General features: G+C 68.1%; 21 protein-coding genes. 13 read left to right on the plus strand and 8 right to left on the minus strand.

All coding sequences use genetic code 11. The annotated features are described in order from the left end of the window. Positions 1–3: 3 nt before the first annotated feature. The gene (locus FZP69_RS17080) at positions 4–663 is read right to left on the minus strand and encodes a helix-turn-helix domain-containing protein (protein ID WP_152042587.1); all 660 of its coding nucleotides are present in this window, start codon (positions 661–663) and stop codon (positions 4–6) included. 85 nt (positions 664–748) lie between these two features. On the opposite strand from FZP69_RS17080, the gene FZP69_RS17085 reads away from it, so the two are divergent. The 3 genes from FZP69_RS17085 (at position 749) to acs (ending at position 5,796) form a co-directional block, all read left to right on the plus strand. Further along, positions 749–1,771, plus strand: a complete 1,023-nt coding sequence (locus tag FZP69_RS17085; protein ID WP_152042588.1) for an NAD-dependent epimerase/dehydratase family protein — start codon at positions 749–751, stop codon at positions 1,769–1,771. A 146-nt stretch (positions 1,772–1,917) separates the two neighbouring features. Beyond that, entirely contained in the window at positions 1,918–3,618 is a 1,701-nt protein-coding gene (locus tag FZP69_RS17090) for an acyl-CoA mutase large subunit family protein (protein WP_152042589.1), read from the plus strand. 183 nt (positions 3,619–3,801) lie between these two features. Further along, a complete protein-coding gene (gene acs / locus FZP69_RS17095) occupies positions 3,802–5,796 on the plus strand; it encodes an acetate--CoA ligase (protein ID WP_152042590.1) in 1,995 nt (664 codons plus the stop codon). Between the two features lie 160 nt (positions 5,797–5,956). On the opposite strand, the gene FZP69_RS17100 is transcribed toward acs, so the two are convergent. Beyond that, a complete protein-coding gene (locus tag FZP69_RS17100; RefSeq protein WP_152042591.1) occupies positions 5,957–6,208 on the minus strand; it encodes a DUF7576 family protein in 252 nt (83 codons plus the stop codon). A 256-nt stretch (positions 6,209–6,464) separates the two neighbouring features. Here FZP69_RS17100 and FZP69_RS17105 point away from each other — a divergent pair, with 256 nt between their 5' ends. Beyond that, entirely contained in the window at positions 6,465–6,767 is a 303-nt protein-coding gene (locus FZP69_RS17105) for a HalOD1 output domain-containing protein (protein ID WP_152042592.1), read from the plus strand. A 72-nt stretch (positions 6,768–6,839) separates the two neighbouring features. Further along, the gene (locus tag FZP69_RS17110) at positions 6,840–8,450 is read left to right on the plus strand and encodes a long-chain-fatty-acid--CoA ligase (protein ID WP_152042593.1); all 1,611 of its coding nucleotides are present in this window, start codon (positions 6,840–6,842) and stop codon (positions 8,448–8,450) included. Between the two features lie 138 nt (positions 8,451–8,588). Here the strand turns inward: FZP69_RS17110 and FZP69_RS17115 are convergent, their stop codons facing one another. Both FZP69_RS17115 and FZP69_RS17120 read right to left on the minus strand, forming a co-directional pair. Then, complete coding sequence (locus tag FZP69_RS17115; RefSeq protein ID WP_152042594.1) at positions 8,589–9,992, minus strand: P-loop NTPase; 1,404 nt, start codon at positions 9,990–9,992, stop codon at positions 8,589–8,591. A 91-nt stretch (positions 9,993–10,083) separates the two neighbouring features. Further along, positions 10,084–10,833, minus strand: coding sequence for a GNAT family N-acetyltransferase (locus tag FZP69_RS17120; protein WP_152042595.1), 750 nt, complete (start codon positions 10,831–10,833; stop codon positions 10,084–10,086). 80 nt (positions 10,834–10,913) lie between these two features. Between FZP69_RS17120 and FZP69_RS17125 the strand changes: the two genes are divergently transcribed. The 7 genes from FZP69_RS17125 to FZP69_RS17155 all read left to right on the plus strand — a co-directional run bounded on the left by FZP69_RS17125 (position 10,914) and on the right by FZP69_RS17155 (position 17,591). After that, the gene (locus FZP69_RS17125) at positions 10,914–11,606 is read left to right on the plus strand and encodes a haloacid dehalogenase type II (protein WP_152042596.1); all 693 of its coding nucleotides are present in this window, start codon (positions 10,914–10,916) and stop codon (positions 11,604–11,606) included. 146 nt (positions 11,607–11,752) lie between these two features. Beyond that, a complete protein-coding gene (locus FZP69_RS17130) occupies positions 11,753–13,189 on the plus strand; it encodes a substrate-binding protein (RefSeq protein ID WP_152042597.1) in 1,437 nt (478 codons plus the stop codon). Between the two features lie 130 nt (positions 13,190–13,319). Then, positions 13,320–14,255, plus strand: coding sequence for a branched-chain amino acid ABC transporter permease (locus tag FZP69_RS17135; RefSeq protein ID WP_152042598.1), 936 nt, complete (start codon positions 13,320–13,322; stop codon positions 14,253–14,255). Then, positions 14,252–15,358: a branched-chain amino acid ABC transporter permease gene (locus tag FZP69_RS17140; RefSeq protein WP_152042599.1), complete on the plus strand. Its 1,107-nt coding sequence runs from the start codon at positions 14,252–14,254 to the stop codon at positions 15,356–15,358. Before FZP69_RS17135 ends, FZP69_RS17140 begins: the two co-directional genes overlap by 4 nt. Continuing rightward, positions 15,358–16,116: an ABC transporter ATP-binding protein gene (locus tag FZP69_RS17145; protein WP_152042600.1), complete on the plus strand. Its 759-nt coding sequence runs from the start codon at positions 15,358–15,360 to the stop codon at positions 16,114–16,116. The genes FZP69_RS17140 and FZP69_RS17145 overlap by 1 nt, the downstream gene beginning before the upstream one ends. Beyond that, complete coding sequence (locus tag FZP69_RS17150) at positions 16,113–16,856, plus strand: ABC transporter ATP-binding protein (RefSeq protein WP_152042601.1); 744 nt, start codon at positions 16,113–16,115, stop codon at positions 16,854–16,856. Before FZP69_RS17145 ends, FZP69_RS17150 begins: the two co-directional genes overlap by 4 nt. A gap of 3 nt (positions 16,857–16,859) precedes the next feature. After that, the gene (locus FZP69_RS17155; protein ID WP_240137674.1) at positions 16,860–17,591 is read left to right on the plus strand and encodes a thioredoxin family protein; all 732 of its coding nucleotides are present in this window, start codon (positions 16,860–16,862) and stop codon (positions 17,589–17,591) included. Positions 17,592–17,809: 218 nt separating this feature from the next. Here the strand turns inward: FZP69_RS17155 and FZP69_RS17160 are convergent, their stop codons facing one another. Both FZP69_RS17160 and FZP69_RS23070 read right to left on the minus strand, forming a co-directional pair. Further along, on the minus strand, positions 17,810–18,211 hold the full coding sequence (locus tag FZP69_RS17160) for a universal stress protein (protein WP_152042602.1): 402 nt from the start codon (positions 18,209–18,211) through the stop codon (positions 17,810–17,812). Positions 18,212–18,235: 24 nt separating this feature from the next. Then, positions 18,236–18,721: a DUF7520 family protein gene (locus FZP69_RS23070; protein ID WP_240137676.1), complete on the minus strand. Its 486-nt coding sequence runs from the start codon at positions 18,719–18,721 to the stop codon at positions 18,236–18,238. A gap of 186 nt (positions 18,722–18,907) precedes the next feature. On the opposite strand from FZP69_RS23070, the gene FZP69_RS17170 reads away from it, so the two are divergent. Next, positions 18,908–20,542 (plus strand): ABC transporter substrate-binding protein, encoded by a 1,635-nt coding sequence (locus FZP69_RS17170; protein ID WP_152042603.1) that lies wholly within the window; start codon positions 18,908–18,910, stop codon positions 20,540–20,542. 70 nt (positions 20,543–20,612) lie between these two features. Here the strand turns inward: FZP69_RS17170 and FZP69_RS17175 are convergent, their stop codons facing one another. Both FZP69_RS17175 and FZP69_RS17180 read right to left on the minus strand, forming a co-directional pair. Further along, positions 20,613–21,452, minus strand: coding sequence for a hypothetical protein (locus tag FZP69_RS17175; RefSeq protein ID WP_152042604.1), 840 nt, complete (start codon positions 21,450–21,452; stop codon positions 20,613–20,615). 162 nt (positions 21,453–21,614) lie between these two features. Then, positions 21,615–23,753, minus strand: a complete 2,139-nt coding sequence (locus FZP69_RS17180; RefSeq protein WP_152042605.1) for a dipeptide ABC transporter ATP-binding protein — start codon at positions 23,751–23,753, stop codon at positions 21,615–21,617.

Genomic DNA, 23,753 nt, shown 5'->3' on the forward strand with positions numbered 1-23,753 from the left:
CAGTCACGGCTCGAACACCGAGGAGACGAGCCTCGACTCGGCCTTGCGCAGGTGTTCGGCCGCGGTGCTGGGCGCGCAGTCGATCGCCCCGGCGACGTCCTCGTGCGTCGCCTCCCGCGGGATCTCGTAGTAGCCCAGGTCGACCGCGGCCGCGAGCGCCTCGCGCTGGCGCTCCGTGAGGTGCGTCTCGACGGTCGCTGCCACCGTCCGGAGTCCGCCGACCGCCTCGATGGAGACGTCGACCGGGTCGGGGAGGCTCTCGACCGCCGCCTGAACCTCGGCGTCGGGGCCGAACAGCGAGACCGAAACCGTCCCGTCCGCGTGGTAGCGGATGGGCGGCACGACGATCAGCCCGCCCCGGGTGATGGGTCCGAACAGGTCGCCGAGCGCCTCCGTCGTGGCGTCCCGGACGTAGGCGTAGAACGCGTCGTCGCCGGCACGGACCACCTCGTGGTCGACGACCTCCGGGATCGTCGCGACGCGCGCCTCGAAGGCGTCGGCGTCGCCGACGGCGTAGTGGAGGATACCCAGCGCGTCGCCCGTGAAGTTCCACTGGAGCGCGGTCGCCCGCTCGACGAACGGGGCGTTGGTCCACACGTCGTACATCGGGTGGATTTCGGCCTCTCGGCCGCCCGCGGCGAGCCGGACCCGGACGTGCTTCATGCGCGAGAGCAGACGGTCGTCTGACATAAAGCCCCCGCGTGCGTCCGGCACCAGCGCTTCGCACGCCTGGCCCCTATCCGCTCGTATGAGTGCGACAGTGTTCGTCGCGGGCGCGACCGGCGTCCTCGGGCATCGACTCGTCGACCGACTCACGGACCAGGGGTACGACGTCGTCGGCCTCGCCAGGGACGACGCGGGCGAACGCCTCGTCGAGCGGCTGGGCGGGACTGCACGCCGGGGAGACGTGCTCGACCCGGCGACGCTCGACCGGACGATCGACGACGACGTGGCGGTACTGATCCACGCCGCAACCGCCATCCCCGACTCGCAGAAGCCGAGCGACGAGGAGTGGGCCCGAAACGACCGGGTCAGACGCGAGGGGATGCGGAACCTCCTCGACGCCGCCGGGGAACTCCGTCAGGTGGTGTTCCCGAGCGTCGTCTGGGTCGCCCGCCAGCCCGACGGCTCGCGGTTCGACGAGACGGCCGACCGTCACCCCGACAGAGCCACGCAGTCGGCCGCCGACGTGGAGGACCTGCTCGACGCCCGCGCCAGCGACGAGGGGTTCGACGCCGCGGTCCTGCGGTGTGGGTTCTTCTACGCGCCGGACGCACGGGACACGCGCGAGTGGGGCGAACAGCTACTCGACGGCGACCTCCCGGTCGTCGGGGGTGGGCTCCTCGGTCGGCGGGACGCCGAACTCTCGTTCGTCCACGCCGACGACGCGGCGAACGCCTTCGTCGCCGCGGTCGAACGCGAGGCGAGCGGGGTCTTCCACGTCGTCGACGACGAGCCCGCGACCGCGGCAGCGTTCTTCGGGACGTTCGCGGACCTGCTCGATGCGCCGGAACCGAGCCGAATCCCGGGGTGGCTCGCCCGGTTCTTCGTCGGGGAGATCACCGCGAAGGGACTCACCCGCCCGACGCCGACGACGAACGAGAGGGCGCGGCGCGACCTCGGGTGGGAACCGGAGTACCCGACGTACCGCGGGGGCCTGCGGCAGGTCGTCGAGACGTGGGACGCGGACGGGACGCTGGCCGAGTTGCGCGGGGAGTCGAGGGGCGCGACGGCGAGCAGGGCTCGGGGAGCGTCGGCACGGTCGGGCTGACCGTCGTCGTGCCCGTGGCCGGACGCAGTCCGTCGGACAGATTCGGCGCTCGCCGAACGACCCACCGGGCCCGGATCATCAGCGCCTGAGGTCGGCTCCCGCGCGGGACCCGAATCCTTAATCATCGTCCCTCGGTAACTCGACGCATGTACGACGAGGAGGACCTCGACGCGATCCGCGAGTCGCGCGCGGCGTGGGAGGAGGAGACGCGCGACCCCGTCCTCGATCGGTTCGGCGAGCGCAAGGACCGGTTCGCGACCGTCTCGAACCACGCTGTCGACGACCTCTACACCCCCGTCGACGTCGCCGGAATGGACTACGACGAGGATCTCGGCTTCCCCGGCGAGTTCCCCTTCACCAGAGGCCCCTACGCGACGATGTACCGCGGGCGGACGTGGACGATGCGGCAGTTCGCGGGGTTCGGCACCGCCAGCGAGACCAACGAGCGCTTCCACTACCTCATCGAACACGGGCAGACGGGCCTGTCGACGGCGTTCGACATGCCCTCGCTGATGGGCAAAGACTCCGACGACCCGCTCTCCGACGGGGAGGTGGGCAAGGAGGGCGTCGCCGTCGACACGCTGCGCGACGTGGAGATCCTCTTCGAAGGGATCGACATCGCCGAGGTCACCACGTCGTTCACGATCAACCCCTCCGCGCCGGTGATCTTCGCGATGTACGTCGCGCTCGCGGACCAGCGTGGCGTCCCCCGCGAGGAGCTGGACGGCACCCTCCAGAACGACATGCTGAAGGAGTTCATCGCGCAGAAGGAGTGGGTGATCCCCCCCGAGCCCTCGCTCAAACTGGTGACCGACACGGTCGAGTTCGCCGCCCGAGAGACGCCGAAGATGAGCCCCATCTCCATCTCGGGCTACCACATCCGCGAGGCGGGGTCGACAGCGGTCCAGGAACTCGCGTTCACGCTCGCGGACGGCTTCGCCTACGTCGAGGACGCACTGGATCGGGGACTCGCGGTCGACGAGTTCGCGCCGCAGCTGTCGTTCTTCTTCAACTCACACAACTCGATCTTCGAGGAGGTCGCGAAGTTCCGCGCGGGCCGGCGCATCTACGCCCGGATCATGGACGAGTGGTACGACGCTTCTGACCAGGCATCGAAGCGGATGAAGTTCCACACTCAGACGGCGGGACAGTCGCTCACGGCACAGCAGCCGCTGAACAACGTCGTCCGGGTGACCATCCAGGCGCTCGCGGGCGTCATGGGCGGGACGCAGTCGCTCCACACCAACTCCTACGACGAGGCGCTCGCCCTCCCGAGCGAGGAGGCCGTGCGCGTCGCGCTCCGAACCCAGCAGATCATCGCCGAGGAGTCCGGGGCGGCGGACGTGATCGATCCCCTGGGCGGGTCGTTCTTCGTCGAGTCGCTCACGAACGAGGTCGAGGCGGAGACGATGGCGTACATCGAGGAGATCCGCGAGATGGGCGACGGGTCGGTCCGCGACGGCGTGCTCGAGGGGATCGAACAGGGCTACTTCCACCGGGAGATCGGGAACGCCTCCTACGAGTACCAGGAACGCGTCGAACGCGAGGAAGAGGTCGTCGTCGGCGTCAACCGCTACGAGATGGACGAGGACACCCGCCCCGACCTGCTGCACGTCTCCGAGGAGGTCCAGGAACGCCAGCTGTCGCGGCTCGAGGCGGTGAAAGAAGAACGCGACGACGACGCCGTCGAGACGGCGCTCGACACCCTTCGGGAGGTGGTCGCAGCCGACGAGAACGTGATGCCGGCGCTCGTCGACGCGGTGAAGGCGTACGTGACGATGGGCGAGATCATGCAGGTGTTCGAGGCCGAGTACGGACAGTACCGCGAGACGATCAGCCTCGGCTGACGGGGCGACGGCGCCGGTCAGGTCGTCTCGGGTGGTGTCGACGACGACCTCGACCCGATGACGATGCGACGGTGGCCGCCTCGTCGGTCGATTTCGGCCGTGTGAGACACTATCTCATCACCCGTCTGCAGACCCACATCCCAATAGTTTATCATGGATGATTCGGAACCATTCTAGCGAGTTATGTCAGACGGAGACGCGGAACTCGAGGCACGGTTGGCAGCGCAGGAGGAGTTCGAACCGCCGGCGGGGTTCGTCGAGCAGGCGAACGTGTCGGACCCTGACATCTACGGACAGTTCGAGGAGAACTGGCCCAACTGCTGGCGGGCCGCGGCGGAACTGCTGGACTGGTACGAGGAGTACGAGCAGGTGCTGGACGACTCGAACCCGCCCTTCTACAAGTGGTTCACCGACGGAAAGCTGAACGTCTCGGACAACTGTCTCGACCGGCACCTCGACGAGCGTGGCGACGAGGCCGCCATCGAGTGGGTCGGCGAGCCGGTTGACGAGGACAACGTCACGTACACGTACGAGGAACTGCACCGCGAGGTCAACGAGTTCGCGGCCGCCCTCCTCGACATGGGCGTCGGTGAGGACGACGTCGTCACGATGTACATGCCGATGATCCCCCAGCTCCCGATCGCCATGCTGGCGTGTGCACGCATCGGCGCGCCGCACTCGGTGGTGTTCGCGGGGTTCTCGGCGGACGCCCTCGCCACGCGGATGAACTCCGCGGACTCGGAGTATCTCGTCACGTGTGACGGCTACTACCGCCGCGGCGACCCCCTCGACCACCTCGCGAAGGCCAACGAGGGGCTCGACGGGGTGGAACACGACGTCGAAGGGGTCGTCGTCGCCGAGCGCCTGATGGACGGCGACGGCTTCGGCCACGACCTCGCCGACAACCAGCACGCCTACGCGGACCTCGTCGCCGACCAGGCGGGTGCCGAGGTCGACCCCGTCGAGCGCGACGCCGAGGACATGCTGTTCCTCATGTACACCTCGGGGACGACGGGCAAGCCCAAGGGCGTCAAACATACGACCGCGGGCTACCTCGCGTGGGCCGCGTGGACCTCGCAGGCGGTGCTGGACATCAAGCCCGAGGACACGTACTTCTGCTCGGCCGACATCGGCTGGATCACGGGCCACTCGTACATCGTCTACGGACCGCTCGCGCTGGGGACCACGACGATGATGTACGAGGGGACGCCCGACTACCCCGAGCGCGACCGGCTCTGGGAGATCGTCGAGGAGTACGAGGCGACGCAGCTGTACACCGCACCCACCGCCATCAGGGCGTTCATGAAGTGGGGCGCGGAGTTCCCCGAGCGACACGACCTCTCGAGCCTCCGCCTGCTGGGAACCGTCGGCGAACCGATCAACCCGCGGGCGTGGAAGTGGTACTACCAGCACATCGGCGACGAGGAGTGCCCCGTCGTCGACACGTGGTGGCAGACCGAGACCGGAGGCATGATGATCACCGGCCTGCCGGGTGTCAAGAAGATGAAGCCCGGGAGCGCAGGGCCCCCGTTACCGGGACTCGACGTGCGCATCGTCGACACGAAGGGCGAGGAGGTCAAGGCCGGCCGTGCGGGGTACCTCACGGTCCAGAAGCCGTGGCCCGGCATGCTCCGGACGCTGTACAAGAACGACGAGCGCTTCATCCAGGAGTACTGGGCGGAGTACTCCGACACCGACTCCAGCGATCCCGACGACTGGATCTACTTCCCCGAGGACGGCGCGAAGATCGACGACGAGGGGTACATCACCGTGCTGGGGAGGGTGGACGACGTGCTCAACGTCTCCGGCCACCGGCTGGGGACGATGGAGATCGAGTCGGCCATCGTCGGCGTCGACGGCGTCGCCGAGGCCGCCGTCGTCGGCGGCGACCACGAGATCAAGGGCGAAGCGGTGTACGCCTACGTCATCCTCGAGGACGGCTACGAGGGTGACGAGGAGATGCGCGGGCGCATCGTCGAGGGCGTCGAGGACGCCATCGGCCCCATCGCGCGGCCCGAACAGGTGATCTTCACGCCCGAGCTGCCCAAAACCAGGTCTGGAAAGATCATGCGCCGCCTGCTCGAACAGATCGCCAACGAGGAGGAACTCGGCGACACGACGACGCTCCGCAACCCCGAGATCGTCGAGGACATCCAGCAGCAGGTTCAGAGCGACTGAGCGGTTCGCGCGCCACGCCGCCCGGTCACGACGCTCCCCCGGTGTGTTCGACGCGAGCAGATCGGGGAGCGGCACGGTGACGCATCGCGGGCGACGGCCGGGTCCAGCGCCGACCGGAGCGACGCCACTCGTGGACGTCTCTCGACCCGAGGGAGGCGTTTCACTCGGCGTCGAGCCACCCCTGCAGACACGCCTCGTCGCAGAGGTAGCGCTTGCCGGCGGGGAGGTAGTTCGACTCCTCCGAGAGCGTCACGAGGAGGTGGCGTTCGTGCAGATCGAGCACGGCGTCACAGTGCGGACAGCGTGCGGTCTGTTCGGCATCCATCGTCCACAGGTGGTGCTGTGAGACGCGGCCGACGACCATGCCGGGTTCGGCCTGTGGTGTCAGTCCGGTGTAATCCGAGAGGGCCATACGTCGGCTTCGCGGTCCCCGGATATGACACTTTCCTGGGTAGTTTTGGGTTGTCCTCGTGTGTCACGCGACGGTCGTGAGTGGTAAGTACCGATACTGAGTGAAACGGAGTCTACACCGCTCGACACGTACCCGGACGTACCGCCGGGACCGAGAGCGGAGCGTTCGTTCCTGCAGAACTTCTTTATAAACCGTAGGTGTCGTGTGAGTAGTTCCATCAAATTTAGCCCCCCCCGGTGTCTCCTTCGCGGTATCGATGGGTTCGCCTCCCGATGTTCGGCCGCCGAACGCCGATGCGGTCGTCCGATACGACGTCGCCCCCGACGAGCCGCTCAGCGACGCCGTATTGCGGGCCGCCGGGGAGGTCATCGACGACCTCACGGCCGTCAGACCGCTGGTGGCGGTCGTCGACGTCGAGGCGCTCAACTACCTGTTCGAGAGCAGGCGGGACGCCGACAGCGACGTCCGCATCGTCGCCTTCGCCGCCTGGGAACTGTGGTTCGTGGTGACCGCCTCGACGGTCGAGATCTACGATCTCGACGACTCGATGGACGTCTGAGCCGTCCGGCGTGGTATCGGCTCCCGGGCGTCGCCCGCAACCTATTTCATGAACGTCTATAAACGACTCGCCATGGAGAAACCACTCCTCGTAACCGACTTCCTGGATCGCGCACGACGACACTACGGCGATCAGGAGGCGGTGTTGGCGACGACCGGCGAACGGTACACGTACGACGAACTGGGCGACAGGGTCGACGGGTTCGCCGCGGCGCTCCAGGCGCGAGGAGTCGAGAAGGGCGACCGGGTGGCCGTCCTCGACCCGAACACGCACTACCATCTGGAGTCGGCGTACGCCGCGTTCGAGTGTGGGGCCATCCACACGCCGCTGAACTACCGGCTCGTCCCGAACGACTTCGAGTACATCCTCAACGACGCCGGAGTGAAGGCGATCTACGCCGACTACGACTACGCCGACAAGATCGAGCAGATCCGCGACGACGTTCCCACGGAACTGTTCGTCACGAACGACGCCGAGGCGGTCGACGGCGACTGGGAGTCGTTCGACGCGCTCGTCACAGAGGGGGGGGAGCACGAACGCCCCGAGATGTACGAGGACGAAGTGGTCACCATCAACTACACCTCGGGGACGACCGGCGATCCGAAGGGCGTCTGCCGGACCCACAGGTGTGAGACGCTCCACGCGTATCTCGCCAGCATCCACAAGGAGATCACAGACGCCGACGTCTACTACTGGTCGCTCCCGATGTTCCACGTCAACGGCTGGGGACACATCTACGCCGTGACGGGCTTGGGTGCCCGACACGTCTGTACCCGCGGCGTCGACGTGGAGCACATCTTCGAGTCGATCCGCGAGGAGGGTGTCTCGTACCTCTGTGCCGCGCCGACGGTCCTGAACCGACTGATCGACTACTACGAGAAACACGACCCCCCAGCCACGGGCGCGAATCCGGTACGCGTCGCGACGGCGGGGGCCGCCCCGCCGGAGGCGACCATCCGCGGTATCGAAGACGACCTCGGCTGGCATCTGATGCACACCTACGGTGCGACCGAGACGGGGCCGCTCATCACGACCTCGAACGCGAGGCGACTGTACGACCCCGACGACGACAGCCGGTTCGCCGTGAAGAAGAGACAGGGGATCGGCTACCTCGGGACGGAGGTGCGCGTCGTCGACGAGGACGGCAACGACGTCCCCCGGGACGGGACGAGTATCGGCGAGATCGTCGTCCGGGGCAACCAGGTGATGGAGGGCTACTGGGAGAAGCCCGAGGAGACCGAGAAGGCGTTCACCGACCGCGTCGAGGGCTACTACCACATGGGCGACCTCGCCGCGATGGACGAACACGGGATGGTCATCATCCAGGACCGCAAGAAGGACATCATCATCTCCGGCGGGGAGAACATCTCGTCGATCGAACTGGAAGACACGCTCTTCGACCACCCCGCCGTGGACGACGTGGCCGTCATCCCCGCCCCCTCCGACGAGTGGGGCGAGGTGCCGAAGGCGTTCGTCGTGCCGGCGAGCGGCGACCCGAACGACCCCGGCACCTCCGAGGCGGAGCTCGTCCAGTTCTGCCGCGACCGCATCGCGACGTACAAGGTGCCGAAGGAGATCGAGTTCGTGAAGCAGCTGCCGAAGACAGCGACCGGGAAGGTCCAGAAGTACGAACTCCGCGAACAGGAGTGGGAGGACGAAGACCGGATGGTCGGCGAAGGGTAGTTCCACGACCGCAGTCACGGCTCGAGGGACGATCCAACCGCCGGCAGGTGCGGGCACTGTCCGACGTCCGGTCACGTCGGTGGCTACGTGGTCGTCCCCGTCACGACGGTGTTCGCATCGCCCGCGACACCGGCCGCGTCAGTCACCACGACGGTCGACGATCCCGATCGCCTTGTCGATGAACCGCTTGGCGGCCGACTGCTTCGAGTCCCAGTCCTCGTCCGCTTCGTCCCCTCCCGGCTTCCGGTCCTCCCCGTCCCCGTCCTCGTCCGCCTCCACGGCCGCGAGCCGTTCGGCCACCTCCTCGTCGGTCGCACCGACGACCTCCCGGTCGTCACCCCGGCTCTCGCCTGCCGGCTGACGGCCGGTCTGGACCGTCCGGCGGCCCGCGTTCCGGCCGGTCCCCGCGCCGCGGTCGTCCGTCCCTGACTCCCGTCTCCGACCGTCGGTCGACGCGGCGTGCCCGTTCGCCTCGGCGGGGGCGGTCGTGGTGTCGGATACCGTCTCGTTCGAAGCGTCGACCCCGGCCGTCGCCGGTCGATCGATCGCCCCGGTTTCGTCGACAGCGTCGGATCCGTTCGCGTCCGCCGCGTCGGAGTCGTCCGTGTCCGCCGCGTCGGAGTCGTCCGTGTCCACCGCGTCGGAGTCGTCCGCGTCGGCGACGAAACTGAACCCGTCGGCCTCCTCGTCCGTGGTCGAGAGCGCGCCGTCCGTGTCGGGACCGTCGGTGGCACCGTTGGAGGCGACGCCGTCCGGAGCGGTGGATGCGGCGGCCGCCCGCTTCGCGTCCGCGGCCTGGGTGGCACGGAGCTGCTTGATACGGTCGTGGATACGCGAGCCGAGCGCCCCGTACGCCTTCGCCGCAGCGCTGTCGGAGGCCGCGACGACGACCGGACGACCGATGTCCTGTGCGCTGGCGACGGCGGGATCTTCCGGCACGTGCCCGAGGAGGTCGACCGCGAGGAACTCGGCGATCCGCTCGACGCCGGGCGACCGCCCGCTCCCCGACTTCACGAAGACGACGCCGGCGACGGTGCCGTCCACGTGCCGAACGAGGTTCCGTGTCTTCTTGGTGTCCCGGACGGACGCCACGCGTGGCGAGGAGACGAGGATCGTCTCGTCCGCCAGCGACAGTGGCAGCACCGTCTCCGATCCCAGCCCGGCCCCCGTGTCGAGGACGACGACGTCGTATCGTGCCCGCGCGTGAGCGACGACCGCCGGCGCCCGGTCGATATCGGCCCTGGAGAACCCCTCGAGCGTCGTGCCGCTGGGCACTACGTCGAACCCGCCGGGTGCCTCGTACGTCGCGGACGCGACGCTCGCGGTCCCCGCGAGCACGTCGTGGAGCGTCGGATCCTCACCGTCCTCCAGCCGCACGTCGAGGTCGAGGAAGTCGCCGACGTTCGCCATCGCGATGTCCAGTTCGACGAGGAGGACGGAGTGACCCATCTCGGCCAGCACCGCACTGAGGTTGATGCTGGTCGTGGTCTTGCCGACACCTCCTTTCGCCCCGGCGATCGCGAAGACGGAACCATCCGCCATACGTACAGGTCATTCTCACCGATATTTTAATCTTCGTGACTGAATGTCGAATCTGATAGCTAACGAGTCCGACAGCGGCGCTGCCGACCGGTCAGAGGTAAGCAGCGTCCCAGCGGGTTGCCTTGCTCCGGTTCCCGCACTCGCCGCACTCGAGTCGTTCCATCGTGTCCATCACGACGCCGACGTTGCCACAGGAACACGCCCACCCGTAGCGTTCCTCGCGGTCAGCGTCCAGATACACCGCGTGGAAGACGCCGTTGGCGCCCCGGACGGTCTCGTCGTGTGCGACGTACACCGTCCGGTCGCCGACGGTTCGTTCTTCGAGGTCCGCGTCGTACGCGCCCGGATCGGGAAACATCACGTAGACGCGCTCGTCGAACTCACGGTCGCCGATGGTGATCGTCCGCTCGCCGGCCGCGGTGAAGCCGTGGTCGTCGTAGAAGTCGGTCCCCATCTCGTTGGCGACGAGGACGGAGCCTTCGAGCCGCTCGACGCCCCGTTCGAGGAGTTTCGCCTCGAGCGCCTGGAGCAGGTCGGTCCCGATCCCGCGGCCGCGGTGGGCAGGGTCGACGTGGAGCCAGTCGATCTCACCGATCACCTCGCGGCGCGAGACGACGTAGCTCTGGACGAACCCCACGAGTTCGCCGTCGTCCGCGGCGACGACGAAGTAGGTGTCCGGGTCGTCGAGGTCGCTGGCGAGGTCGTCCGCGTCGTACCACCGCTCGACGACCGACTCGATGAGGTCGTGGTCGAGCGCGTGGCCGTACGACTCCGCGAGCGATGCACGTGCTACCCGACGGATCTCAGCAACGTCGTCGGCAGTCGCCTGACGGATGTCCATGAGTACTACTCAGTTCGGTACGCCTTAACAGTGTTACCCCACCGCGTGCATTGATTGTGTTCGGGGTCGACCGTGCCGGTATGGCTCGAACGGCGGCGCTCTGTTTCGACATGTACGGCACGCTCTGCGACACGTCGACCGTCACGCGGCGACTGGGTGAGGTGCTCGGCGTCTCGGGGATACTCGCGAACGCGGTCGACGAGCTCTGGCGGCGAAAACAGCTCCAGTACTCGTACCAGGCCGCGCAGATGGAGGCGTACGAGCCGTTCTGGAAACTCACGACGCGGGCGCTCGACTACGCGCTCGCCCAGTACGGGCTCGACCCCACAGCCACGGAACGCGAGCGGATCGTCGAGGCGTACGACCACCTCTCCCCGTTCCCCGACGCCGCGGCGGTCCTCGAACGACTCGGCGACGCCGGCTACACCGTGGCGGTGCTCTCGAACGGGAACCCGGCGATGCTCGAACGCCTCGCGGCGAACGCCGGGCTCGCGCCCCACCTCGACGAGATCGTCAGTGCCGACGACGTGGGGACGTTCAAACCCTCGCCTGCGGTGTACGAGAACGCGGCCCGTCGGCTCGGTGCCGAGATCGAAGCGTGCCGGCTCGTCTCGGCGAACGCGTGGGACGTCGCGGGAGCCGGCAACGCCGGGATGGGGGTTGCGTGGATCAATCGCCGGCGGGATCCGCCGGAGGCCATCGGTCCAACTCCAGAAGTCGAAGTCACGTCGCTCGCCCGGCTCCCGGACGCACTCGACGACGTCGATGGCTGACCGTCGTCAGAGACCTCCGTTCGCCCCGTTCGCGTACGACGAGCGTCCGAACCGGGGGAACACCTTAAACACCCTAGTATGATATCAGTAACTCACCACAAAGTGGTTCCACAACAATTATTAACAAAACCTTCCGGGTATACTCTATGGCACGGGATAACACCTCGCCGAATCGTCGAGACGTGTTGAAGGCTGCTGGTGCTGCCGGAGCGGTCGGGCTGGCTGGACTGGCCGGTTGCACTGGCGGAGACGGCGGAGACGGCGGAGACGGTGGAGATGGGGGGAGTGGTGACGACGGCGGCTCCGGTGGCGGTGGCGGCGACGGCGGCTCCGGATCCGGTGGCGGTGGCGGCGAAGACTACCCCGCGCTCGGGAACTTCCCGGTCGAGGGGGATACGGTGACGTTTGGGTTCAACGTCCCGCAGTCCGGACCGTACGCCTCCGAAGGGCAGGACGAACTCCGCGCGTACAAGCTCGCAGTCAAGCACCTCAACGAAGGCGGCGGCTGGGTCGACTCGCAGTTCGACGACCTCTCGGGGGACGGGGTCAACGGGAAGACCGTCGACTTCGTCACGGGCGACACGGCGACCGACGCCGACACCGCCCGACAGTCCGCGTCGCGGATGATCCAGCGCGACAACGCCATCATGATCACGGGCGGCTCCTCGTCGGCGACGGCCATCGCGATGCAGGGGCTCTGCCAGCAGGAGAAGGTCCTGTTCATGGCGTGTCTGACCCACTCGAACGACACCACGGGGAAGGACTGCGTGCGCTACGGCTTCCGCGAGATGTTCAACGCCTACATGACCGGGCAGGCGCTCGCACCGGTCGTGCAGGAGGCGTATGGGTCGGACCTGAGCTTCTACCAGCTGTACGCCGACTACAACTGGGGGCAGACTCAGCAGGACTCGATGAACCAGTTCATGACCGACGTAGCCGGCTGGGAGCAGGTCGAGTCCGTCGCCACCCCGCTGGGGACGAAAGACTACTCGTCGTACCTCTCGGAGGCGGCGAACTCCGGCGCGGACGTCCTCATCCTGAACCACTACGGGCTGGACGGCGCGAACTCCGTCTCGCAGGCGATCGACGCGGGCATCGACGAGAACATGGAGATCCTCGTCCCGCTGTACAACCGCCCGATGGCGCAGGCGGCCGGCGGCGCGATCGAGGGAATCTACGGCACCGTCGCGTGGGACTCCCAGATCGACAACGACCCGTCGCAGCAGTTCGTTACGGCGTTCCAGGACGAGTACGACCGGCTCCCGTCGGGACCGGCACAGCTCGCGTACGCGCAGGCGCTCCAGTACGCCGCGGCCGTCGAGCGGGCGGGTACGTTCTACCCGCCGGAGGTCATCCGGCAGCTCGAGGACTACGAGTACAACAACATCGGCATGGGCGAGGAGCTGATGCGTGGGTGCGACCACCAGGCACAACGGGACGTCCCGGTCGTGCAGGGGCTCGCTGGAGCGGAACAGTCCGAGGGGCGGTACTTCGAGATCGTCAACATCACCAGCCGCGACGACCTGGGCTACGCGTGTGACGCCGGCCCGGCCGCCGAGTGTGAACTCGGCCCCTACGAGTAGGCCGACAGCCCACCCGGCACTTTGATAATCTTTAAACGAACACCTACTTCCAGACAGGTATGAGAAACAGTATCATTCAGACGGCAGCCACGCGGCGTGGCACCGAGCGGAATCGACGGGGGGGAGAGCCGTGAGCCTGCTGGCTGACGTGCTCACGATCCTCCTGAACGGCCTGCAACAGGGCGCCATCTTCGTGCTCCTCGCGGTCGGTCTCTCGATCATCCTCGGCACACTCAAGTTCGTCAACTTCGCTCACGGCGCGCTGTATCTCGTCGGGACGTACGCGGGGCTGTTCATCGCGCTCGACGTGAGCCTCACCAGCGGCAAGCTCCAAGAGTGGGGGTACGCGGACGTCGGGCTCGGCTTCGGTTTCCTCGCGGCCCTCGTCTTCGTCCCGCTGTTCGTCTTCGTCGTCGGGCTGTTGATGGAGCGGTTCGTGGCGCGTCCGTTCTACGACCGCCCCGACACCGACCAGATCCTCGTGACGTTCGGCCTCGCGATCATCGTCCAGGAGCTGTTCCGTGCCCTGTTCGGCAGCAACTCGCTGCCGTTCGAGCAGCCGGCGTGGGCGTCGGGACCCATCGCGCTCCCGGTCGTCGGCAACTTCCCACAGTGGCGGCTGTGGGTCATCGCCATCACCGCCGTCCTCGTGGTCATGGTCTACCTGCTCGTCGAGTACACCGACTTCGGGCTGGTCGTCCGCGCAGGGACGCGTGACGCCGAGATGGTCCGGCTGCTCGGGATCAAGATCTCCCGGCCGTACATCGTCGTCTTCGGGATCGGCGCGTCGCTCGCCGGCGTCGCCGGCGTGGTCGGCGGCCCGCTGAACGTCGTCAACCCCACGGTCGGGACCGACATCCTCGTCCCGGCCTTTCTCACCGTCGTCATCGGCGGCGTCGGCTCGATCGCCGGCGCGGTGCTCGGCGGGGTGCTGTTCGGGCTCACCACGGCGACGCTCATCGCCTTCGCGCCCGCGTGGTCGCAGGTCGGACTGTACGCCATCGCCGCGATCGTGCTCCTGACGCGACCGCAGGGCCTGCTCGGGAGCGAGGAGGTGGGCGCATGAGCGACGAGGCAGCCGGCGCGGGAGCCGAGGCCGAGACGACCTCCGGCGGACTCTCCGACCTGATCGGCATCTGGGCACCACGGGGGAACGAGGTGACCGTCGTCGGCGCGACCGCCGTCGTCATCGCGCTGTTCCCGTGGCTGTTCGCCGACGCGCCGGTGCTCAGTGGGTTGGTACAAGGGTACCGCGACCTGGCGACGCTGATGCTCATCTGGGGCATCTTCGCCATCGGGTTCGACCTGCTCTTGGGGTACACGGGGCTGCTCTCGTTCGGCCACGCCGCCTTCTGGGGCGGGGCGGCCTACGCGGCCGGCGTCTTCTCCGCGAACGTCTCGGGCGACCCGATCCTGATGGTCGTCGCCGGCACCGGCTTCGCCATCCTCCTGGCGTGGCTGCTCGGCTTCCTCTCCCTGCGACGGGGTGGTATCTACTTCTCCATCCTGACGCTGGCGTTCGCACAGATGATATTCTACCTCTCCTCGTCGCCCCTCGCGTTCATCACGGGCGGCGAGAACGGCTTCACCGGGGTCGAGATCGCAGAACTGTTCGGCATCATCGCGCTCGAGTCCGAACTCCCGTCAGTCCTCGGCACCGTCGTCGGCGACTGGCTGTACGCCTTCGTCGGCATCTTCACCGTCCTCGCGGTCGCCGCGGCGTACCGCATCCTCAACTCCCCGTACGGGATGGTGTTCCGGGCGATCCGCGAGAACGAACAGCGCGCGGAGTTCGTCGGGCTCAACGTCTGGCGCTACAAGCTGATGTCGTTCATCCTCTCGGGGGCGTTCGCGGGGGTCGCCGGGAGCCTGTTCACCATCCACGGCTCGTACGTCCCGCTGCAGTCGCTGTACTGGACCGAGTCGGGCGAGATCGTCATCATGGCCGTCCTCGGCGGGACGGGGTCGCTGTTCGGACCGATGCTCGGTGCCGGGCTCTACCTCTACGTCGAGAACATCGTCAGCGGGTTCGGCACCGTCGGCGAGTTCTGGCACCTCATCCTCGGGATCCTGTTCGTGCTCGTCATCTGGCTGTTCCCCCGCGGTATCTGGGGACTCCTCCGCGACGCGCGCGACGCCGTGATGGAGACCGTCGGGGGTGGCCGCTGATGGCGCTGCTGGAGACCGAAGCCCTCGTCAAGGAGTTCGGGGGGCTCGTCGCGACCGACGACGTGGACCTCACCGTCGAGGAGGGCGAGCGCGTCTCGATCATCGGCCCGAACGGGGCGGGCAAGTCGACGCTCATCAACCTCATCACGCGCCGGCTCAACCCGACGTCGGGCGACATCCGGTTCAAGGGCGAGTCGATCACCCGGATGGACCCCCACGAGGTAGTCCAGCGTGGCGTCTCGAAGTCGTTCCAGACGGCGTCGATCTTCCCCGACCTGACGGTGCGGGAGAACGCCGAGATCGCCGCACTCGCGGCGGAACACGGCTCGTTCTCCTTCAACTTCCTCAGACACCGCGAGTCGCTCACGGACGTCCACCAGCTCACCGAGGAGACGCTCGACGCGGTCGGCCTGCTCAGACAGGCGGACGTCCCCGCGTCCGACCTCCCGTACGGCGACAAACGTCGGCTCGAGATCGGAATCGCACTCGCCGCCGAACCCGACCTCCTCCTGATGGACGAGCCCACGGCCGGGATGTCCCCCGAGGAGACGAAGTCGACGGTCGACCTCATCGAGGAGGTCAAGCGCGAACTCGGCCTCACGTTCGTACTGGTCGAACACGACATGGAGATCGTCTTCAGCATCTCCGACCGCATCGTCGTCCTCAACCGTGGCCGCGTCATCGCGGAGGGCACTCCCGACGAGATCAGGGGCAACGAGGAGGTTCAAGAGGCGTATCTCGGGGGTGTCGAGCTGTGAGTTTGCTCGAACTCGAGAACGTCGACTCGTACTACGGTGAGAGCCACATCCTCCGCGACGTCTCGATGTCCGTCGAGGAGGGGGAGGTGTGTTCCCTGCTCGGCCGAAACGGTGCCGGCAAGACGACGACGCTCCGCTCCATCTCGGCGGCCCACCCGCCCGACGTCAGAGACGGCACGATCCGCTTCAAGGGCGAGGACGTCACGGACCTCTCGACGGAGGACGTCTCCGCGCGGGGGATCTCGCTCGTCCCCGAGGAGCGGCGGGTGTTCCCGAACCTCACCGTGGCGGAGAACATCCGGCTGCCGGAGGTGGCGCGCAACAGATCGAACACCTGGGGGCGTTCGGTCAACCTCTCGGCCAAGGGGATGTCGACGGAACAGGTGTACGAGGAGTTCCCCCGGCTAGACGAGCGCCGCGACCAGAAGGCCGGTACGCTGTCGGGCGGTGAACAGCAGATGCTCGCCATCGCTCGCGCGCTGAGACAGAGCACGGACCTGTTGATGCTCGACGAGCCCTACGAGGGGCTCGCCCCGAAGATCATCGAGAACGTCGAGGCCGCCGTGGAACGGATCGCCGACCAGGGGACGACGATCCTGCTCGTCGAACAGAACGCCGCGGCCGCCATCAACATCTCCGACCGGGCGTACGTCATCGACCAGGGACAGATCGTCTTCGACGGCACCGCCGAGGAGCTCCGCGACGACGAGGAGACCCGCGAGCGGTACCTGGGTGTCTGATACATGATGCCCGACGCCGACGCCCAGGCCGTCGCCGAGGACGCGCTCGACGACCTGCTCGCCACGGGCGTCGTCGACGAGGCCGACGACGGCACGCTGTCGACCACGACCGAGTTCGAGGCCACCCGCGGGGTGTACTACGACAGCTACGTCGACGTCGACGACGAGGAGTTCCACCGCTCCGTCGCCGACGTCTTCGGTGTCTCGGTCGACGAGGCCGCAGCGTACCTCGCGGAGAACGACGTCTCCCGCGAGGAGTTCGTCGACTTCCTCGCGCTGCGGTCGTTCCTCGACGACCCCCCGGCACAGGGGACACTCGCGCTCATGGCGCGCCTCCTCGGCGAGATCGGGCCGGAGACGCCCGTGCCCGAACCGATCGAGGTCGTCACGGACGAGACGTACGAGACCTTCCTGACCGAACACCCCGACGCCGTGCTCACCGTCTGGCGGCACTACTGCCAGCCGTGTGCGGAGATGAAAGACGACCTCGACGAGCTCCTGGCCGAACTCCCCGACGACGTCGCCGTCGCGGGCCTCGACGGGGAGGAAGCGCCGCGGTTCCGGCTCGCCCACGGGGTCGACGCCGCACCGGCCCTCGTCCTGTTCCGCGACGGCGAGCGGCGCGAGGTCGAGACCGGCCGGACGACGCCCGAGGCGTTCGCGACGCTGATCGCACGGGTGTACGGCGACGACGTGGAGGGCAGCCCGGCGACCGACGGCGCGTCGGGCGGCTGACGGCGACGGGGTCGACGTCTCCGGTCCGCCGCGTCGACGTGACGACGAGGGACACGAGCGAGCAGGAGTTCGACGGTGTCAGCGAGCCCGCGAGCCGACGAGTCGTGAGTCTCCGAGGATCGATTCTGCGAGTCGGTGAGAAGCCGTGGATCCGCGAGCCCGTCCGTCGGCACGCCCACGAACCGAACCAGCGGGTCGGTCGCTTACTGGTCGGTCGCTTACTGGTCGTCGGGGACGCCCGTGACCAGCACGGGACGACCGGCGTTGAGGATGACCGTCTGGGTGACGCTCCCGAACAGCGCCTTCCCCGCGGGCGAACGCTTCCGGCCGCCGATGACGATGAGGTCGGCGTCGGCCTCGTCGGCGGCGTCGATGATGGCCTCGGCGGGGTCGCCGCTGGACTCCGTGACCTCGCACTCGACGCCTGCCTCTTCGAGCACCTCGGTCGCCGCCCGGACCGGGGCGAGCTGGGTTGCCGAGGCGCCGCTCGGGTTGTCGGTGAAGCTGTGGATGAGCGTGACGCGTTTCTCGGACGCGTCGCCCGGCATCCCCACCAGTTCCTCCGCACACAGTCTGGCGTGTGCCTCGTCCTCGTCGACGCCGATGATGGCGTGGTACATACCCTCTGGTCCGAGTGGGTCGGCTTAGTCCTTTGGGGATTCGGTCGACCGGGATGCCGCGTCCGCCGTCGATTCGCCCGCGTCCGTGGCGTCGCTCTCTCCGCTGTCGCCCTCACTGGCGTGGTCGCCACGACCACCCGTGCTGTCGCCCTCACCCGCGCTGTCACCACGGCGAGCGGCGTCGGAGTCGACACCGGGAGGGCCCTCGAAGTCGGCCCGACCGACGGCGTCGGGGTCGTCGACCAGCGCCGAGACGAGCACGACGAAGAGCAGGGGCACACCGAGGACGACTGCGACCGTGACCGCACCGTAGAGGCCGAACCCGACCGCGGTCGGCGGGAGTTCGACGAGGAAGAACAGCGCCGGCGGCGACGGATCGTCGACTGCCGTCGTGAAGAGCACGCCCAGGAGCCCGGAGACCGCGACCAGGGCGAGGTAGAGCCCGACGACGAACCGTTTTCCGCCCAGTCGACGGCCGGGTTCGTCGGCCGCTGCTGCGGTGTCGTTCACGGCCGACGGTCGGGACGGCACCCGATTAGCCCTTTCGACCCGCGCCGATTTCGAGCCGCGCCGGGTCACACCCGTGCGGGTGTCGACCCGCGCCGAAACCAGGCCGGATCGACCCCGACCACGACGGAGCGGGCGGCTCCAGCACGGGTGACAAGACTTATCAGCGCCGTTCGACCGTGTACTCCCATGGGAGACGACCAGACCCCCGAGTGGCTGACGCCGAGTCGGCGTCGGTTCCTCGCCGGCGTCGGTGCGACCGGGGTCGCCAGCGTCGCGGGCTGTACCGGCGGTGACGGCAGTGGTGGCAGTGACGGCGGTGACGATGACGGCGACGGCGGCTCGAGCGGTGGCGGCTCTGGCGACGGGTCGGCGTCGGGTGACGACGGGGAATCGGCCGAGACGGTCGTCCGGATCGGCATCGCCAACGGCGGCTGGGACCTCGTCCCCGCGCGCGACACCGACTTCGACTCGAACAAGGTGTACACGCTCGTCTACGACAACGTCGTCAACCTCAACGCCGACGCCGAGGTGGTGCCGGACCTCGCCAGGGAGTGGTCGCGCGAGAGCGACACCCAGTACGTCTTCTCGCTCGAAGAGGGCGTCACGTTCCACAACGGCGACTCCTTCTCCGCCGAGGACGTGAAGTACACCTACGACTGGATCCAGGCGAACGAGAACCCGCGGAAGAACTACGTCTCTTCGGTAGAGGACGTCGTCGTCGAGGACGATTACACCGTCCGATTCGACCTCTCGGAGCCGTTCGCGCCGTTCCTCTACAAGATCCACGCCGTGATGTGGCCCCTCTCGCAGACGGCGATGGAGGAGTACGGCGACGACTACAACCAGCATCCCGTGGGGACGGGCCCGTTCCGGCTGACCGAGTGGGACTCCGGCAACGAGGCAGTTCTGGAGGCGTACGACGACTACTGGAAGGACGACCAGCCGAAGATCGACCGCATCGAATTTCGGATACTGCCGGAGGACTCCTCGAAGGTCGCCCAGCTGGAGACGGGCGACGTCGACCTCGTCGACCGGCTGCCGCCGCAGTTCACGGAGCGGGTCGAATCATCCGGGAACGCCCGCGTCATCACCACGACGGGCGTGAGTTCGGGCCGGATCGACTTCAACACGGACGTCGAACCGCTGGGCGACCGCCGGGTGCGCCGCGCGCTCGCGTGGGCGATCGACAAGGAACGCATCGTCCAGACCGTCCTCCAGGGGTTCGGTACCCCCGGGAAAGCGATCCTCCCGGACTCGTACCCGCAGTACAACGACGCCATCTCCGACTTCGACCACCCGACCGGCGACCCCGAACGGGCCCGAACGCTGCTCGACGAGGCGGGCTACGGCGACGGCCTCTCGCTCGAGATCACGACCTCGACCCAGTCGCGGCACAGACGCGCCGCGACGCTCGTCCAGTCGATGTGGGGCGACGTCGGCGTCGACGCGTCGATCGAGTCGCTCGAGGGCAACGCCTTCTGGTCGCAGGAGACCAGCGGCGACTACGAGGTCGCGGTGTCGAACTTCACCTGGTTCGGCGACCCCGACACCCTCCTCTACCTGTACCACTCCGAGGGGTTGAACGTGTGGAACATCGCGGACTCCGACCTGGACACCCTGCTGGAGGACCAGCGCCGGGCGGTCGACCCCGAGGCGCGCGCCGAGCTGATGAACGAGATCCAGCGGCTCACGTACGAGGAGGCGTACTCGATCTACACCTACTACCCCCAGCGCGTTCAGGGCATCTCGAACCGCATCACGGGGTTCGAACAGTATCCCAACGGCTCGTTCCGATCGCTCGACGCCGCGGACGTCGAGTAGTCGAGTGAGCGGCGGGGTCGGCCGTCGATCGCTCGCGTCGGGTCGACACGAACCGGCGCGTTCGGGACGTTCACCGACGTTCCATCGCGACGTAGAGGCCGACGATCGCACAGAAGTACAGCACCATCCCGCCGACGACGAGCCACGTCAGTCGGTTCGAGGGGTCGAAGTTCTCCCAGTAGCGGACGACGCCGACGAGTACCAGCGTGAACCCGAGCAGTTGGCTCTGGACGAGGATGCGAGCCGCGCTCCAGCGCGGATCGAGCACCACGACGCCGTTCACGACGCCGAAGAGCGCGAACCACCCCGCCAGGATACGGGCGGTCAGCGGCGAGACCGTCCACGGCCACGCGCCGATCATGACGTCGGGGAGAACGAACAGCGCGACGGCAGCCACCGTGAGGATCGCGCCGAGACCGCCGCCGAGTATCCGGACGACCCGTGGGAGGTGGACCGTCTCGTCGGTCGCCTCGCCCGGGTCGGTCCGCCGGTTGTACGCCCAGATCCCGGGCACGAGTACCGGCGTGATCGCGTAGAGCACGACCCAGAGGACGAACGTGTGGTGGCCGTGGTTGAAGTTCGCCCAGTGGAGCACGGTCGCGACGGCCATGAACCACGTGAACGTCGCGATACCGAGGAACACTGGCGCGATCGTGTGCCACTCGTCGGTCGTGGAAACCCGGTAGAAGAAGTACACACCCGCCCCGTACCCCGCGCCCATGACGACCGGCGTCATCTCGGGACGGATCGTCCAGGCGAAGAACTCGGTCGTCCGGTGAGGGACGACGTACAGAACGAGGAACGCCGCAGCCAGAAACGGGACGATCAGACGGGCGACCCATCGGGTGAGGGGGAGGACGCGGTCGTCACGGACCCTGGACCCGTCTTCGTCGGTGCTCGCGTACGACATTCGTGCTCACCACTGACAGAGGTTCGCACAGTGTTCGACCCACGGTATCATACGTCTTCCCCCGGCCGGCGACCGCCCGGCGTGCGAGAGCAGCCGCCACCGGTCCGCACGGGTCCGTCTCGTCTCTCCCTCGCACCCCGTGCCGTGAGGCGGATCGGTGCGTCAGTCCGGTGGCCCGGACCCCGTCCGCGTCGCGTCGCTGTAGAGCAGACAGGCGACTTCCCTATGGTCGTCGCCGTCGACATCCTCGTCGTCCGCGTCCGCGTCTTCGTCGTCGGTGTCGACCGCGACCAGTTCGGGATCGCAGCCGCGACACTCGTCGAACGCTTTCGGACAGCGCGAGGCGAAGTTACAGCCCGCTGGCGGGTGTTTCGGGTCGGGGAGTTCGCCGTCGAGGACGATCCGGCCGGACTCGTGTCGGGGGTCCGGCGAGGGGACGGCGCTGAGGAGCGCCTCGGTGTAGGGGTGGAGCGGATCCGCGAACAGTCGCTCCGTCGAGCCGACCTCGACGATCCGCCCGAGGTACATGACGGCGACCCGGTCGGAGACGGATCTGACGACCGAGAGGTCGTGGCTCACGAACAGCACGGTGAGCCCCCGCTCGCGCTTGATCCGGTCGAGGAGGCGGAGGATCTGCCCCTGGACGCTCACGTCGAGCGCGCTCGTGGGTTCGTCGGCGACGAGGACGTCCGGATCGACCGCGAGCGCACGAGCGATGCCGACGCGCTGTTGCTGCCCGCCCGAGAGCTGGTGAGGGTACTGGCGTCGGGTCGCGAGGGCGAGACCGACCTCGTCGAGGAGTTCGTCGATCCGCCCGTCGACGGCCTCGGCGTCGTCGAGCCCGGCGTGTTTCTCCACGGCGTATCGGAGGATCCGTCCGACCGTCTGCCGGGGGTTGAGCGATGAGGCAGGGTCCTGGAAGACGATCTGGACCCGGCTGCGGAGTTCGGCGTCGGGGACGTCGCGCAGGTCGCGTCCCTCGAAAGTGATCGTGCCGTCGGTGGGGTCTGTGAGCGCGACGAGCAGCCGCCCGAGCGTGGTCTTGCCCGACCCGGACTCGCCGACGAGTCCGAGCGTCTCGCCCGCGTGCAGCGTGACGTCGACGCCGTCGACGGCCTGCACTGGTGGGTCGCCACCGGGGAGGAGGCGGTCGACGAGGCCCGACGCGGCGCTGAACTCCTTGCGGACGCCGTCGGTCTCGAGGGCGACGTCGCCAGCTGACGTGTCGGCGCGTCGCTCCCGCCGGTTCGACGGCGTCGGGTCGAGCACGCCGATCGCCTCGGCACGGACGCAGGCGGCCGCGTGGTCTTCGTCCGCGTCGTGGCCGTCGACCGCCCGCAGGGGCGGGTCACCGTCGAGACAGTCGTCGGTCGCGTGCGGACAGCGTGGCGCGAAGTGACAGCCCGGCGGTCGCTCCGACGGCCCGGGAACGGTCCCCGCGAGGAGTTCGGGTTCGACGTCTTCGAGCCGGGGCGTCGCGCGGAGCAACCCAGCCGTGTAGGGGTGTCGGGGCTCGACGAACACGTCGGCGACGGCACCGGTCTCGACGAACCGTCCGGCGTACATGACGGCGACTCTGTCACAGGTCTCGGCGACGACGCCGAGGTCGTGAGTGATGTGGACGACGCTCATCCCGCGCTCGGCGGCGAGTTCCTCGAGCAGGTCGAGCAGCCCCGCCTCGATGGTGACGTCGAGCGCGGTCGTCGGCTCGTCGGCGATCAACACCGTCGGGTCGCAGGAGACCGCGATGGCGACGAGGACGCGCTGTTGCTGCCCGCCCGAGAGCTGGTGGGGGTACGCCTCGACGACCGCCTCGGGGTCGGGGATGTGCACCGCGTCGAGGAGGTCGATCGCCTGCTCGCGCGCCGCCCGCTTCGAGACGTCCTGGTGGGTGCGGATCGTCTCGACGATCTGCGTTCCGACCGTGAGTACGGGCGTCAGCGCCGTCGTCGGGTCCTGGAACACCATGGCGATCTCGTCGCCGCGGATGCGCCGGAGCTCGCGCTCGGACAGCGCCGTCAGCTCTCTCCCCCGGAACCGGACCGAGCCGGCGGCGATTCGACCGTTCTCGTCCAGGAGGCCGACGACCGAGCGGGCCGTGACGCTCTTACCCGACCCCGATTCGCCGACGATGCCGAGCGTCTCGCCCGGGTACAGTGCGAAACTCACGTCCTCGACGGCGCGGACGACGCCGTCGTCAGTCGCGAACTCGGTCGTCAACCCCTCGACCGCGAGGAGCGGGTCGCCACGGTCGGCGTCCGGGTCGTTCGTGGTGGCCGCCGGGGAGTGCGTTCGGTCCAC

Source organism: Salinigranum salinum, assembly GCF_009176545.1.
Lineage (GTDB): Archaea > Halobacteriota > Halobacteria > Halobacteriales > Haloferacaceae > Salinigranum > Salinigranum salinum.